Source organism: Pseudomonas sp. p1(2021b) (genome assembly GCF_020151015.1).
GTDB lineage: Bacteria > Pseudomonadota > Gammaproteobacteria > Pseudomonadales > Pseudomonadaceae > Aquipseudomonas > Aquipseudomonas putida_K.
The window spans coordinates 3,482,431-3,496,134 of record NZ_CP083746.1 but is presented as its reverse complement, the minus strand read 5'-3'; the positions used below and the strand labels follow the sequence as shown (position 1 = coordinate 3,496,134).

The following is a 13,704-nucleotide window of genomic DNA, read 5'->3' as shown; positions in this document are numbered from 1 at the left end:
AGCCCCAGATGGCCGTGCAGGACCTGCTGTCCCAGGATGAAATCGACGCCCTCTTGCATGGCGTCGACGATGGGCTGGTACAAACCGAAAGCGCCAGCGAACCCGGCGGCGTCAAGAGCTATGACCTGACCAGCCAGGACCGGATCGTCCGCGGACGCATGCCGACCCTGGAAATGATCAACGAGCGCTTCGCCCGCTACACCCGCATCAGCATGTTCAACCTGCTGCGTCGTTCCGCTGACGTGGCGGTCGGTGGCGTGCAGGTGATGAAGTTTGGCGAATACGTGCATTCGCTGTATGTCCCGACCAGTCTGAACCTGGTCAAGATCAAGCCGCTGCGGGGTACCGCGCTGTTCATCCTCGACGCCAAGCTGGTGTTCAAGCTGGTGGACAATTTCTTCGGCGGCGACGGGCGTCACGCCAAGATCGAGGGACGTGAGTTCACCCCGACCGAGCTGCGCGTGGTACGCATGGTCCTGGACCAGTGCTTCGTCGACCTCAAGGAAGCCTGGCAGGCGATCATGCCGGTCAACTTCGAGTACATGAACTCCGAGGTCAACCCGGCCATGGCCAACATCGTCGGCCCCAGCGAGGCGGTGGTGGTGTCGACGTTCCACATCGAGCTGGACGGCGGTGGCGGCGACCTGCACGTGACCATGCCGTACTCGATGATCGAACCGGTGCGCGAGATGCTCGATGCGGGCTTCCAGTCCGACCTGGACGACCAGGACGAACGCTGGGTCAAGGCCCTGCGCGAGGACGTGCTGGACGTCAGCGTGCCACTGTCAGCCACCGTGGCCCGTCGCCAGCTGAAGCTGCGCGACATCCTGCACATGCAGCCGGGCGATGTGATCCCGGTCGAGCTGCCCGAGCACCTAGTGCTGCGGGCCAACGGCGTGCCGTCGTTCAAGGCGCGCCTGGGCTCGCACAAGGGCACCTTGTCGCTGCAGATCATCGACCCGATCGAACGCCGCTGACGGCGTGCCGGTCGCTATTTCCGAATTGAATGCCTGTCGAGGACATCATGGCTAACGAAAACGAGATCACCTCCCCGGAGGAACAGGCCCTGGCCGATGAGTGGGCGGCTGCCCTGCAGGAAACCGGCAACGCCGGCCAGGCCGACATCGACGCGCTGCTGGCGGCCGACAGCGGCAAGCCGGGCGCGGGTCGCCTGCCCATGGAAGAATTCGCCAGCTCCCCGCGGCCCAGCGACAACGTCAGCCTCGAAGGGCCGAACCTGGACGTGATCCTGGATATCCCGGTGAACATCTCCATGGAAGTGGGCAGCACCGAGATCAGCATCCGCAACCTGCTGCAGCTCAACCAGGGGTCGGTGATCGAACTCGACCGCCTGGCCGGCGAGCCGCTGGACGTACTGGTCAACGGCACCCTGATCGCCCATGGCGAAGTGGTGGTGGTCAACGAGAAGTTCGGCATCCGCCTGACCGACGTGATCAGCCCCAGCGAACGCATCAAGAAGCTGCGCTGAGTGAAGGGCGCGATGCGGGGCCTGACGGCCCTCGGTACGTTGCTGGCCAGCGAGGCGGTGATCGCGGCGGCCCAGGCGGGCGCGCCGACGCCGGCCAGCCCCGGCAGCCTGGGAGGGCAGCTGGCGCAGATGGTCTTCGGCCTGTTGCTGGTGGTCGGCCTGATCTTCTTCCTCGCCTGGCTGCTGCGCCGCATGCAGGGCGCAGCGCCCCGCGGCACCCAGGTCATCGAGATCGTCGGCAGCCGCGCCATCGGCCCGCGTGACCGCCTGCTGTTGGTGCAGGTGGGCAAGGAGCAGATCCTCATCGGCCATACCCCCGGCAGCATCGAGGCGTTGCATGTGCTGGCAGAGCCTGTGGAGGTGCCCGCCGGCGCCCGCCCGGCCACGCCGGAGTTCGCCCAGCGGTTGCTCGAGCTGATGGGCAAGGACCAGAAGGACAAGACGTGATGAGTGGCGCCCTGCGCATCCTGTTGAGCACCTTGTTGCCGCTCGCGCTGCTGCTGGCTGCGCCTTTGGCGGTGGCCGCCGACCCGTTGTCGGTACCGGCCATTACCCTCTCCAGCGGGCCGGACGGGCAGCAGGAATATTCGGTCAGCCTGCAGATCCTGCTGATCATGACGGCGCTGAGCTTCATCCCGGCGTTCGTCATCCTGATGACCAGCTTCACCCGCATCATCATCGTCTTCTCCATCCTGCGCCAGGCGTTGGGCCTGCAGCAGACGCCTTCGAACCAGGTGCTCACCGGCATGGCGTTGTTCCTGACGCTGTTCATCATGGCGCCGGTGTTCGACCGGGTGAACCAGGATGCCCTGCAGCCCTACCTGAACGAACAGCTGACGGCCCAGCAGGCGATCGACAAGGCCCAGGGGCCGTTGAAGGACTTCATGCTGGCGCAGACCCGGCAGAGCGACCTGGACCTGTTCGTGCGCCTGTCCAAGCGCACCGACATCGCCAGTCCCGACCAGGCGCCGCTGACCATCCTGGTGCCGGCGTTCGTCACCTCGGAGCTCAAGACCGCATTCCAGATCGGCTTCATGATCTTCATCCCGTTCCTGATCATCGACATGGTGGTGGCCAGCGTACTGATGGCCATGGGCATGATGATGCTGTCGCCGCTGATCATCTCGTTGCCGTTCAAGATCATGCTGTTCGTGCTGGTCGATGGCTGGGCGCTGATCATGGGCACCCTGGCCGGCAGTTTCGGTGGCGTGTGACGCCGCCAAGGAGAGCCTTGCATGACACCTGAAGTGGCCGTAGACCTGTTTCGCGATGCCCTCTGGCTGACCACTCTGATGGTCGCGGTACTGGTGGTGCCAAGCCTGTTGGTCGGCCTGGTGGTGGCGATGTTCCAGGCCGCCACGCAGATCAACGAACAGACCCTGAGCTTTCTGCCGCGCCTGCTGGTGATGCTGGTGACGCTGATCGTCGTCGGGCCCTGGCTGGTGCAGAAGTTCATGGAGTACTTCATTGGCCTGTACACCAGCATCCCGCAGCTGATCGGTTGAGGCCCCCATGCTGGAGCTGACCGACACGCAGATCGGCACCTGGGTCGCCACCTTCATCCTGCCGCTGTTCAGGGTGGCCGCGGTGTTGATGACCATGCCGATCTTCGGCACGCGCATGCTGCCGATGCGCATTCGCCTGTACGTGGCCCTGGCGATCACGGTGGTGATCGTCCCAGGCCTGCCGCCGTTGCCCGAGATCGACCCGCTGAGCCTGCGTGGCGTGCTGCTGTGTGGGGAGCAGATCATCGTCGGTGCGTTATTCGGCTTTGCGCTGCAGTTGCTGTTCCAGGCCTTCGTGGTGGCCGGGCAGATCGTCGCGGTGCAGATGGGCATGGCCTTCGCGTCCATGGTCGACCCGGCCAACGGCGTCAACGTGGCGGTGATCAGCCAGTTCATGACCATGCTGGTGAGCATCCTGTTCCTGGTGATGAATGGCCACCTGGTGGTGTTCGAGGTGCTGACCGAAAGCTTCACCACCCTGCCAGTGGGCAACGCCCTGGTGGTCAATCACTTCTGGGAAATGGCCGGGCGCCTGGGCTGGGTATTCGGCGCCGGGCTGTTGCTGATCCTGCCAGCGATCACCGCGCTGCTGGTGGTCAACATCGCCTTCGGCGTGATGACCCGGGCGGCGCCGCAACTGAACATCTTCTCCATCGGCTTCCCGCTGACCCTGGTGCTGGGCATGGGCATCTTCTGGGTCGGCCTCGCCGATGTCCTTTCCCATTACCAGGCATTGGCCAGCGAAGCGCTGCAATGGCTGCGTGAACTGGCACGGGCGCGCTGAACATGGCAGAGAGCGAAAGCGGTCAGGACAAGACAGAAGAACCCACGGACAAGCGCAAGCGCGATGCGCGCGAGAAAGGCGAGATCGCCCGCTCCAAGGAGCTCAACACCGTGGCGGTGACCCTGGGCGGCGCCGGCGGGCTGTTGGCGTTCGGCGGCTACCTGGGGGAGACACTGCTGGACCTGATGCGCCTGAACTTCAGCCTGCCCCGCGAAGTGCTGGTGGATGAAAGCGCCATGGGCGTGTTCCTGCTCACCTCGGGCAAGATGGCGATCTGGGCCGTTCAGCCGGTCCTGATCCTGTTGTTCGTGATCGCCCTCATCGCGCCGGTTGCCCTGGGCGGGTTCCTGTTCTCCGGGACCCTGTTGCAGCCGAAGTTCAGCCGCATGAACCCGCTTTCGGGGATCAAGCGCATGTTCTCGATGAACTCGCTGACCGAGCTGCTCAAGGCCCTGGCCAAGTTCTTCGTGATCCTCGTGGTGGCATTGCTGGTGCTGGCCAACGATCGCCAGGCGTTGCTGGCGATCGCCAAGGAGCCGATGGAACAGGCGATCATCCACAGTGCCCAGGTGGTGGGCTGGAGTGCATTGTGGATGGCGGCGGGGCTGCTGTTGATCGCAGCGGTGGATGTGCCGTTCCAGCTGTGGCAGACCCACAAGAAGCTGAAGATGACCAAGCAAGAAGTGCGTGACGAGTACAAGGACTCGGAGGGCAAGCCTGAGGTCAAGCAGCGCATCCGCCAGTTGCAGCGGGAAGTGTCGCAGCGGCGGATGATGGCGGCGGTGCCGGAGGCCGATGTGATCATCACCAACCCCACGCACTATGCCGTAGCGCTCAAGTACGACCCGGAGAAGGGTGGGGCGGCGCCATTGTTGCTGGCCAAGGGGACCGACTTCATCGCCTTGAAGATCCGTGAGATCGGGGTCGAGCACAAGGTGCAGATTCTCGAGTCGCCGGCCTTGGCGCGGGCGATCTACTACTCGACGGAACTCGAGCAGGAGATCCCGGCGGGGTTGTACCTGGCGGTGGCGCAGGTGCTGGCCTACGTGTTCCAGATTCGCCAGTACCGGGCGGGCAAGGGCAAGGCGCCGGAGCCGCTCAAGCCTGACCTGCCGATTCCGCCCGATCTGCGGCGGGATAACTGAGGCGGCTCTGACCTTCACAGGCGCCGCCTACCTCAAGACAAACCCTGCCGTCTTAAACCCAAAGTTGGAAAGCTTCTTGCAAAGCCACCGCCAAACCGCCCAATCGCGTCAAAGTTTTGCTTCATAGAGGACTCCCGGTGGATCGCACCCAGCTCATCAACAGCGCCCGAAACAACCTGGCCGGCCTCGGCCGGGGCAACATCGGTGTGCCGCTGTTGCTGTTGGTGATGATGGCAATGATGATGTTGCCCATCCCACCTTTCCTGCTCGACGTCTTCTTCACCTTCAACATCGCCCTGTCGATCGTGGTCCTGCTGGTGTGCGTCTACGCCTTGCGCCCGCTGGACTTCGCCGCGTTTCCTACCATCCTGCTGGTGGCCACGCTGTTGCGCCTGGCGCTGAACGTCGCCTCCACCCGCGTGGTCATGCTCCACGGCCACGAAGGCCACCAGGCCGCGGGCAAGGTGATCCAGGCCTTCGGTGAGGTGGTGATCGGTGGCAACTACGTTGTCGGTGCCGTGGTCTTCGCCATCCTGATGATCATCAACTTCGTCGTGGTGACCAAGGGCGCCGGCCGTATCTCCGAGGTCAGCGCGCGCTTCACCCTCGACGCCATGCCCGGCAAGCAGATGGCCATCGATGCCGACCTCAACGCCGGCCTCATCGACCAGGGCCAGGCCAAGGCCCGCCGTGCCGAGGTCGCCCAGGAAGCCGAGTTCTACGGCTCCATGGACGGTGCCAGCAAATTCGTGCGCGGGGACGCCATCGCTGGCCTGCTGATCCTGTTCATCAACCTCATCGGCGGCATGCTCATCGGCATGCTGCAGCATGGCATGCCCGCCGGCGAGGCCGGCAAGGTGTACGCCCTGCTGACCATCGGTGACGGTTTGGTGGCGCAGCTGCCGTCGCTGCTGCTGTCCACCGCCGCCGCGATCATGGTCACCCGTGCCTCCAGCTCCGAGGACATGGGCAAGCTGATCAACCGGCAGATGTTCGATTCGCCCAAGGCCCTGGCTGTATCGGCAGCGTTGATGATCGTCATGGGTCTAGTCCCGGGCATGCCGCACATCGCCTTCCTCGGCCTTGGCGGGTTGGCCGCTGGCGGCGCCTACCTGGTCTGGCGCAAGCAGCAGCAGGCCAAGCTCAAGGCCCAGGAAGAAGCGCAGCGCCAGCAGGACCTGCTGCCCTCGCCGCAACGCGCCCTGGAAACCAAGGAACTGGGTTGGGATGACGTGACCCCCATCGACATGATCGGCCTGGAAGTGGGCTACCGCCTGATCCCGCTGGTCGATCGCAACCAGGGTGGGCAGTTGCTGGCGCGGATCAAGGGTGTGCGCAAGAAGCTGTCCCAGGACCTGGGCTTCCTCATGCCCACCGTGCACATCCGCGACAACCTCGACCTGCAGCCCAGTGCCTACCGTCTGACGTTGATGGGGGTGATCCTCGCCGAAGCCGAGATCTACCCGGACCGTGAGCTGGCCATCAACCCGGGGCAGGTGTTCGGGACGCTCAACGGCATCGCCGCACGAGACCCGGCGTTCGGCCTGGAGGCGGTATGGATCGACGTCGGCCAGCGTGCCCAGGCGCAGTCGCTGGGCTACACGGTGGTCGATGCCAGTACCGTGGTGGCCACCCACCTCAACCAGATCCTGCAGAAGCATTGCCATGAACTGATCGGCCATGAAGAGGTCCAGCAATTGTTGCAGGTGCTGGCCAAGGGTTCGCCTAAACTTGCTGAAGAACTGGTGCCGGGTGTCATTTCCTTGTCGGGCTTGCTCAAGGTCCTGCAGGCGTTGCTGTCCGAGCAGGTTCCGGTGCGTGACATCCGCAGTATCGCCGAGGCGATCGCCAACAATGCGGGCAAGAGTCAAGATACCGCCGCGCTGGTCGCGGCAGTGCGCGTCGGATTGTGTCGTGCCATCGTGCAAAGCATTGTCGGCGTTGAGTCGGAGCTGCCTGTGATCACCCTGGAACCAAGGTTGGAACAGATCTTGCTCAATAGTCTGCAAAGGGCCGGGCAAGGCCAGGAAGACGGTGTCCTCCTGGAGCCGAGCATGGCCGAGAAGCTGCAGCGCTCGTTGATCGAGGCGGCCCAGCGCCAGGAGATGCAGGGCCTGCCGGCCATCCTCCTGGTCGCCGGCCCGATCCGCGCCATGCTGTCGCGATTCGGCCGCCTGGCTGTACCGAATTTGCATGTTCTGGCGTATCAGGAAATACCTGACAACAAGCAAGTCACCATCGTTGCCACCGTGGGCCCCAATGGCTGAGGTAGTGGGTTATGCAAGTTAAGCGTTTTTTCGCCGCCGATATGCGTCAGGCCATGAAGCTGGTCCGGGATGAGCTGGGCGCCGACGCCGCCATCATCGGCAACCGGCGCATCGCCGGCGGTGTCGAGTTGACGGCCGCGCTGGACTACAAGCTGTCCGCCCTGGCTCCGCGGGTGCCGAACATCGAGCTCGAGGACGAGCTGCGCAAGACCCAGTCGCGCATTGCCACGGCACAGGCCGAGCTGAGCAGCCGCCACGAAGGTGACGAAGGCAACCGGCAATTGTTCGCCGGCCTCTCGCTGACCGCGTCCGAGCCGTTGGTCGAACCCCATGTCGATGCGCCGGCCCCGGCTGCCGTGCCTGCCCCGACACCGGTCGACCCACGCCTGTTCGACGCCATGCGTTCGGAGCTCTCGGGCCTGCGCGAGCTGCTCGAAGTGCAGCTCGGCTCCCTGGCCTGGGGCCAGTTGCAGGGCAACAAGCCGCAGCAGGCCAACCTCTGGCGCCGCCTGCAGCGCATCGGTCTGTCGGGCCCCATCGCCCGCGAAGTGCTCGAGCTGACCGGCGAGATCGAAGAGCCTCGCCAGGCTTGGCGCATGGTCCTGGCGCACCTGGCGCGGATGATCCAGGTGCCCGAGGTGGAACCGATCGAGGAGGGCGGGGTGATCGCCATGGTCGGCCCGGCCGGCATGGGCAAGACCACCACCCTGGCCAAGCTCGCCGCACGCTACGTGCTCAAGTATGGCGCCCAGCAGCTGGCGTTGGTGAGCATGGACAGCTTCCGCATCGGTGCCCAGGAGCAGCTCAAGACCCTGGGCAGGATTCTCAATGTACCGGTGACCTACGTCGACCCCGGCCAATCCCTGGCCCAGGCCCTGGAGCCACTGCTGCGCAAGCGCGTGGTGCTGATCGACACCGCCGGCCTGCAGGCCAGCGACCCGGCCCTGCGCATGCAGCTGGAGACCCTCGCCGGGCGCGGCATCGCCGCCAAGAACTACCTGGTGCTGGCGACCACCAGCCAGAAGCAGGTGCTCACCGCCGCATACCACAGCTACAAGCGCTGTGGCCTGGCCGGGTGCATCCTGACCAAGCTTGATGAAACGGCCAGCCTCGGTGAAGTACTGAGCCTTGCCATCAGTCATGAATTGCCGGTGGCCTATCTGACCGATGGGCCGCGCATTCCTGACGACCTGCACTTGCCGCGCAAGCACCAGTTGGTCAGTCGTGCGGTCAGTGTGCAGCTGCAGGACGAGCCCAGCGAAGAGGCAATGGCCGACATGTTCGCTGATCTCTACCACAACCCCGGCAAGCGTGTGGGTTGACGAATGGACATCGCAAAGTACCTACACGAAAGGGGCGCTTGCCAACCCCGTGTGTGGCCTGGGCCCCGAGACAAGGTAAAGAACAAACATGGGTAGCATGCATCCCGTACAGGTGATCGCCGTGACCGGCGGTAAAGGCGGCGTCGGCAAGACCAACGTTTCAGTGAACCTGTCCCTGGCCCTGGCTGACCTGGGGCGGCGGGTCATGCTGCTGGACGCCGACCTCGGTCTTGCGAACGTCGACGTCCTGCTGGGCCTATCGCCCAAGCGCACCCTGGCCGATGTCATCGAGGGGCGCTGCGAACTGCGCGATGTGTTGCTGCAGGGGCCTGGCGGTGTCCGGATCGTGCCTGCGGCCTCCGGTACCCAGAGCATGGTGCACCTGGCGCCAGCGCAGCATGCCGGCCTGATCCAGGCGTTCAGCGAGATCGGTGACAACCTCGATGTGCTGGTGATCGACACCGCCGCAGGCATCGGCGATTCGGTGGTCAGTTTCGTCCGTGCCGCCCAGGAAGTGTTGCTGGTGGTGTGCGACGAGCCGACTTCGATCACCGATGCCTATGCGCTGATCAAACTGCTCAACCGCGACTACGGCATGAATCGCTTCCGCGTCCTGGCCAACATGGCGCAGAGCCCGCAGGAGGGGCGCAACCTGTTTGCCAAGTTGACCAAGGTCACGGATCGGTTCCTGGACGTCGCCCTACAATACGTCGGTGCCGTGCCTTACGACGAATGCGTGCGCAAGGCGGTGCAGAAGCAGCGGGCGGTCTACGAGGCCTTCCCTCGGTCCAAGTGTGCGCTGGCCTTCAAGGCCATCGCGCAGAAGGTCGACAGCTGGCCGCTGCCTGCCAATCCGCGCGGGCACCTTGAGTTCTTCGTCGAGCGCCTGGTGCAACCTACCAGCGCAGGGCCGGTACTATGAATGCGAGTGGTTACAAGATGTACAGCAGGGCGGCACGCGATGCCCAGTATGAACTGGTCGAGCGTTATGCCCCGCTGGTCAAGCGCATCGCCTATCACCTGCTGGCACGCCTGCCGGCCAATGTGCAGGTCGAGGACCTGATCCAGGCGGGCATGATCGGCCTGCTGGAAGTGGCCAACAAGTACGACGCCAGCAAGGGCGCCAGCTTCGAGACCTACGCCGGTATCCGCATCCGTGGCGCCATGCTCGACGAAGTGCGCAAGGGCGATTGGGCGCCGCGTTCGGTACACCGCAATACCCGCATGGTCAGCGATGCGATCCGTGCCGTTGAAGCCAGAACCGGTCGTGACGCTAAAGATCATGAAGTTGCTGCCGAACTCCAATTGAGTCTCGATGATTATTACGGGATCTTGAACGACACCCTGGGCAGCCGCCTGTTCAGCTTCGACGACCTGCTGCAGGACGGCGAGCACGAAGGGCTGCACGAGGATGGTGCCAGCGGCCAGCTGGAGCCGGCGCGGGACCTGGAGGACGAGCGCTTCCAGGCCGCCCTGGCCGAAGCGATCGCCAACCTGCCGGAACGCGAACGCTTGGTCCTGGCGCTGTACTACGACGAGGAGCTGAACCTCAAGGAAATCGGTGAGGTGCTTGGGGTCAGCGAGTCGCGCGTCAGCCAGTTGCATAGCCAGTGCGCGGCGCGCCTGCGCAGCCGCCTGGGAGAATGGCGGGCGCGTTGAGCCAGGGTTCGCTGCAGTCGTTGCACGTTGTACCGAATTGATTGAACGCGCGCCCGGGGGGCCGGGCGCGTTAAAGACTGCTTGGAGGTCTAATTGAACAAAGACATGAAAATCCTCATCGTTGACGACTTCTCGACGATGCGGCGGATCATCAAGAACCTGTTGCGTGATCTCGGCTTCACCAACACCGAAGAAGCCGACGACGGCACCACGGCGCTGCCGATGCTGGAAAACGGCCATTACGACTTCCTTGTGACCGACTGGAACATGCCTGGCATGTCCGGCATCGACCTGCTGCGCAAGGTCCGCGCCCATGACCGTCTCAAGGGCATGCCGGTGCTGATGGTCACCGCTGAAGCCAAGCGTGACCAGATCATCGAAGCCGCCCAGGCTGGGGTCAACGGCTACGTGGTCAAGCCTTTCACGGCTCAGGTGCTCAAGGAAAAGATCGAAAAGATCTTCGAACGCGTCAACGGCTGAGTCACGTCAGGGGGCGCCATGGAGCAAATGAATACATCGCTCGGGGAGTTCGAGACGACCCTGAAGAAACATGCCCAGGAACTGGTCGAGAGCCTCGAGCGCGGCCGGTTCGGCGAGGCGGTGCAGCTGATCCACCAGCTGAACCAGACCCGTGACCGTGGCCTGTACCAGGAAGTCGGCAAGCTCACCCGCGAGCTGCACAGTGCAATCGTCAGCTTCCAGATCGACCCGCGCATGCCGCAGGCCGAGGAAGTCTCGCAGATCACCGATGCCACCGAGCGCCTGTCCTACGTGGTCAAGCTGACCGAGGGCGCGGCCAACCGGACCATGGACCTGGTCGAGGCCGGCACGCCGGTGCTCAACGACCTGGCGGCCGAGGCCCAGAGCTTGAGCGCCGACTGGCAGCGCTTCATGCGCCGGGAAGTCGCAGCGCCTGAGTTTCGCGAGCTGGTCAAGCGCGTCGACAGTTTCCTGACGCACAGCGTCGAGGGTAACCGCAAGGTTGCCGGTCACCTCAACGACATTCTCCTGGCCCAGGACTATCAGGACCTGACCGGCCAAGTGATCAAGCGCGTGACCGCGCTGGTCACCGAGGTGGAGAGCAACCTGCTCAAGTTGGTGCTGATGGCCAGCCAAGTGGACCGTTTTGCCGGTATCGAACACGACCACCAGCAACTGCGCGCTGAAAAAGATCAAGAAAAACATCCGACTCGGGGTGAAGGTCCGCAGATTCATGCCGATAAGCGTGAAGATGTCGTGTCCGGTCAGGACGACGTCGACGATTTGCTGTCCAGCCTGGGTTTTTAAGGAGCACGTTCAATGAGCTTCGGCGCCGATGAAGAAATCCTCCAGGATTTCCTGGTAGAGGCCGGCGAAATCCTCGAGCAATTGTCCGAGCAGCTGGTCGAGCTGGAAAGCCGACCCGAAGATGCCGACTTGCTCAACGCGATCTTCCGCGGTTTTCACACTGTAAAAGGGGGCGCCGGTTTCCTTCAGCTCAACGAGCTGGTGGAGTGCTGCCATATCGCCGAGAACGTGTTCGACATCCTGCGCAAAGGTGAGCGCCGGGTCGATGCGGAACTGATGGACGTGGTCCTCGAAGCGCTGGATACCGTCAACAGCATGTTCGGCCAGGTGCGCGAGCGCAGCGACATCACCCCGGCCACGCCGGAGCTGCTGGCGGCGCTGTCGCGCCTGGCCGAGCCTGCCGGTGCCGACAGCGCTGCGCCCGCCGTCGAGGCGCCGGTGGCGGCCGAGGCCGAAGCGCCGGCGGTCGAGCCGGACATCACCGACAGCGAATTCGAGCAGCTGCTCGACTCCCTCGATGCGGTCAAGGCCCAGGCCGCCGAGCAGATGCAAGGCGAGGTCGTGGGCGGCGAGGGTGACGAGATCACCGATGCCGAATTCGAATCGTTGCTCGACCAACTGCACGGCAAGGGCCAGTTCTCTCCTGAAGTCGTGGCCGCCACACCGGCGACCAGCACCTCGGCGCCTGCGGCATCCGACGAAATCACCGACGACGAATTCGAAGCGCTGCTCGATCAACTGCATGGCAAGGGCACCTTCGCCGCCGATGCGCTGGCGAGTGCGGCCGCACCTGACGCCCCGGCAGCACCAACCGAGGCGGGCGGCGAGCACATCACCGACAACGAATTCGAAGCCCTGTTGGACCAGTTGCACGGCAAGGGCAAGTTCTCCAGCGATGCGCTGGCCACCCAGGCGCCTGTCGCGCCCGCTGCCGCCAGCGCCGCACCGAAGGCCGATAGCAAGCCGGTCGCCAAACCCGAGCCTGCCCCAGCCGCCAAGCCAGCCGCTGCCAAGCCCGCGGCCCCGGCACGCGCTGTGGCACCGGCTGGCGACAAGCCTGTGGCCAGCGAGGCGGAAACCACTGTGCGGGTCGATACCGCGCGCCTGGACGAGATCATGAACATGGTCGGCGAACTGGTGCTGGTGCGTAACCGCCTGGTGCGCCTGGGCCTGAACAGCGGCGACGAGGCCATGTCCAAGGCCGTCTCCAACCTCGACGTGGTCACCGCCGACCTGCAGACCGCGGTCATGAAGACCCGCATGCAGCCGATCAAGAAAGTCTTCGGCCGCTTCCCTCGCCTGGTCCGCGACCTGGCCCGCCAGCTCAAGAAGGAAATCAACCTGGAGCTGGTCGGTGAAGAGACCGACCTGGACAAGAACCTCGTCGAAGCCTTGGCCGACCCGCTGGTGCACTTGGTGCGCAATGCCGTCGACCATGGTATCGAGATGCCCGACGAGCGCGAAGCCTCCGGCAAGGCGCGTACCGGCCATGTGGTGTTGTCCGCCGAGCAGGAGGGCGACCATATCCTGTTGTCGATCTCCGATGACGGCAAGGGCATGGACCCGAACGTACTGCGCGCCAAGGCCGTGGAAAAGGGCCTGATGGACAAGGACGCCGCCGAGCGCCTGAGCGAGTCGGACTGCTACAACCTGATCTTCGCCCCCGGCTTCTCCACCAAGACCGAGATCTCCGACGTGTCCGGCCGTGGCGTGGGCATGGATGTGGTCAAGACCAAGATCGCCCAGCTCAACGGCTCGATCAATATCTTCTCGGCCAAGGGCCAGGGCTCGAAGATCGTCATCAAGGTGCCGCTGACCCTGGCGATCATGCCGACCCTGATGGTGATGCTGGGCAACCAGGCGTTCGCCTTCCCGCTGGTCAACGTCAACGAGATCTTCCACCTGGACCTGTCGCGCACCAATGTGGTCGACGGTCAGGAGGTGGTGATCGTGCGCGACAAGGCGCTGCCGCTGTTCTACCTCAAGCGCTGGCTGGTCCAGGACCAGGTGCACGAGGAGCAACGGGAGGGCCATGTGGTGATCCTCTCGGTCGGCACCCAGCGCATCGGCTTCGTCGTCGACCAGCTGGTGGGGCAGGAGGAAGTGGTGATCAAGCCGCTGGGCAAGATGCTTCAGGGCACCCCGGGCATGTCTGGTGCGACCATCACCGGCGACGGTCGCATTGCGTTGATCCTCGACGTACCGAGCATGCTCAAGCGTTACGCCGCGCGGCGTTATTGATTTCG

The 13,704-nt window shown here is 64.2% G+C and carries 14 protein-coding genes; all 14 read left to right on the top strand.

Annotation, left to right across the window (positions count from 1 at the left end; translation table 11 throughout):
* Positions 1-8: 8 nt before the first annotated feature.
* The 14 genes from fliM (at position 9) to K8374_RS16145 (ending at position 13,699) form a co-directional block, all read left to right on the top strand.
* The gene (gene fliM, locus K8374_RS16210) at positions 9-977 is read left to right on the top strand and encodes a flagellar motor switch protein FliM (protein WP_084858225.1); all 969 of its coding nucleotides are present in this window, start codon (positions 9-11) and stop codon (positions 975-977) included.
* A 47-nt stretch (positions 978-1,024) separates the two neighbouring features.
* A complete protein-coding gene (gene fliN, locus K8374_RS16205; RefSeq protein ID WP_084858327.1) occupies positions 1,025-1,489 on the top strand; it encodes a flagellar motor switch protein FliN in 465 nt (154 codons plus the stop codon).
* Between the two features lie 12 nt (positions 1,490-1,501).
* Positions 1,502-1,936 carry a flagellar biosynthetic protein FliO gene (gene fliO, locus K8374_RS16200; protein WP_224456388.1) on the top strand — a complete coding sequence of 145 codons (435 nt, stop codon included), beginning with the start codon at positions 1,502-1,504 and terminating at the stop codon, positions 1,934-1,936.
* A complete protein-coding gene (gene fliP, locus K8374_RS16195; protein WP_224456387.1) occupies positions 1,936-2,703 on the top strand; it encodes a flagellar type III secretion system pore protein FliP in 768 nt (255 codons plus the stop codon). The genes fliO and fliP overlap by 1 nt, the downstream gene beginning before the upstream one ends.
* 21 nt (positions 2,704-2,724) lie before the next feature.
* The gene (fliQ, locus tag K8374_RS16190) at positions 2,725-2,994 is read left to right on the top strand and encodes a flagellar biosynthesis protein FliQ (RefSeq protein WP_224456386.1); all 270 of its coding nucleotides are present in this window, start codon (positions 2,725-2,727) and stop codon (positions 2,992-2,994) included.
* Positions 2,995-3,001: 7 nt separating this feature from the next.
* Positions 3,002-3,778, top strand: coding sequence for a flagellar biosynthetic protein FliR (fliR, locus tag K8374_RS16185; protein WP_084858222.1), 777 nt, complete (start codon positions 3,002-3,004; stop codon positions 3,776-3,778).
* A gap of 2 nt (positions 3,779-3,780) precedes the next feature.
* The gene (gene flhB / locus K8374_RS16180) at positions 3,781-4,923 is read left to right on the top strand and encodes a flagellar biosynthesis protein FlhB (protein WP_224456385.1); all 1,143 of its coding nucleotides are present in this window, start codon (positions 3,781-3,783) and stop codon (positions 4,921-4,923) included.
* Between the two features lie 137 nt (positions 4,924-5,060).
* On the top strand, positions 5,061-7,190 hold the full coding sequence (flhA, locus tag K8374_RS16175) for a flagellar biosynthesis protein FlhA (protein WP_084858220.1): 2,130 nt from the start codon (positions 5,061-5,063) through the stop codon (positions 7,188-7,190).
* Between the two features lie 11 nt (positions 7,191-7,201).
* Entirely contained in the window at positions 7,202-8,512 is a 1,311-nt protein-coding gene (gene flhF / locus K8374_RS16170) for a flagellar biosynthesis protein FlhF (RefSeq protein ID WP_224456384.1), read from the top strand.
* 88 nt (positions 8,513-8,600) lie between these two features.
* Entirely contained in the window at positions 8,601-9,434 is an 834-nt protein-coding gene (gene fleN / locus K8374_RS16165; RefSeq protein WP_224456383.1) for a flagellar synthesis regulator FleN, read from the top strand.
* The gene (fliA, locus tag K8374_RS16160; RefSeq protein ID WP_084858217.1) at positions 9,431-10,171 is read left to right on the top strand and encodes an RNA polymerase sigma factor FliA; all 741 of its coding nucleotides are present in this window, start codon (positions 9,431-9,433) and stop codon (positions 10,169-10,171) included. Before fleN ends, fliA begins: the two co-directional genes overlap by 4 nt.
* 105 nt (positions 10,172-10,276) lie before the next feature.
* On the top strand, positions 10,277-10,651 hold the full coding sequence (locus K8374_RS16155) for a chemotaxis response regulator CheY (RefSeq protein WP_011534888.1): 375 nt from the start codon (positions 10,277-10,279) through the stop codon (positions 10,649-10,651).
* An 18-nt stretch (positions 10,652-10,669) separates the two neighbouring features.
* Positions 10,670-11,458 carry a protein phosphatase CheZ gene (locus K8374_RS16150; protein WP_084858216.1) on the top strand — a complete coding sequence of 263 codons (789 nt, stop codon included), beginning with the start codon at positions 10,670-10,672 and terminating at the stop codon, positions 11,456-11,458.
* 12 nt (positions 11,459-11,470) lie between these two features.
* Positions 11,471-13,699: a chemotaxis protein CheA gene (locus K8374_RS16145; protein WP_224456382.1), complete on the top strand. Its 2,229-nt coding sequence runs from the start codon at positions 11,471-11,473 to the stop codon at positions 13,697-13,699.
* Positions 13,700-13,704: the final 5 nt, after the last annotated feature.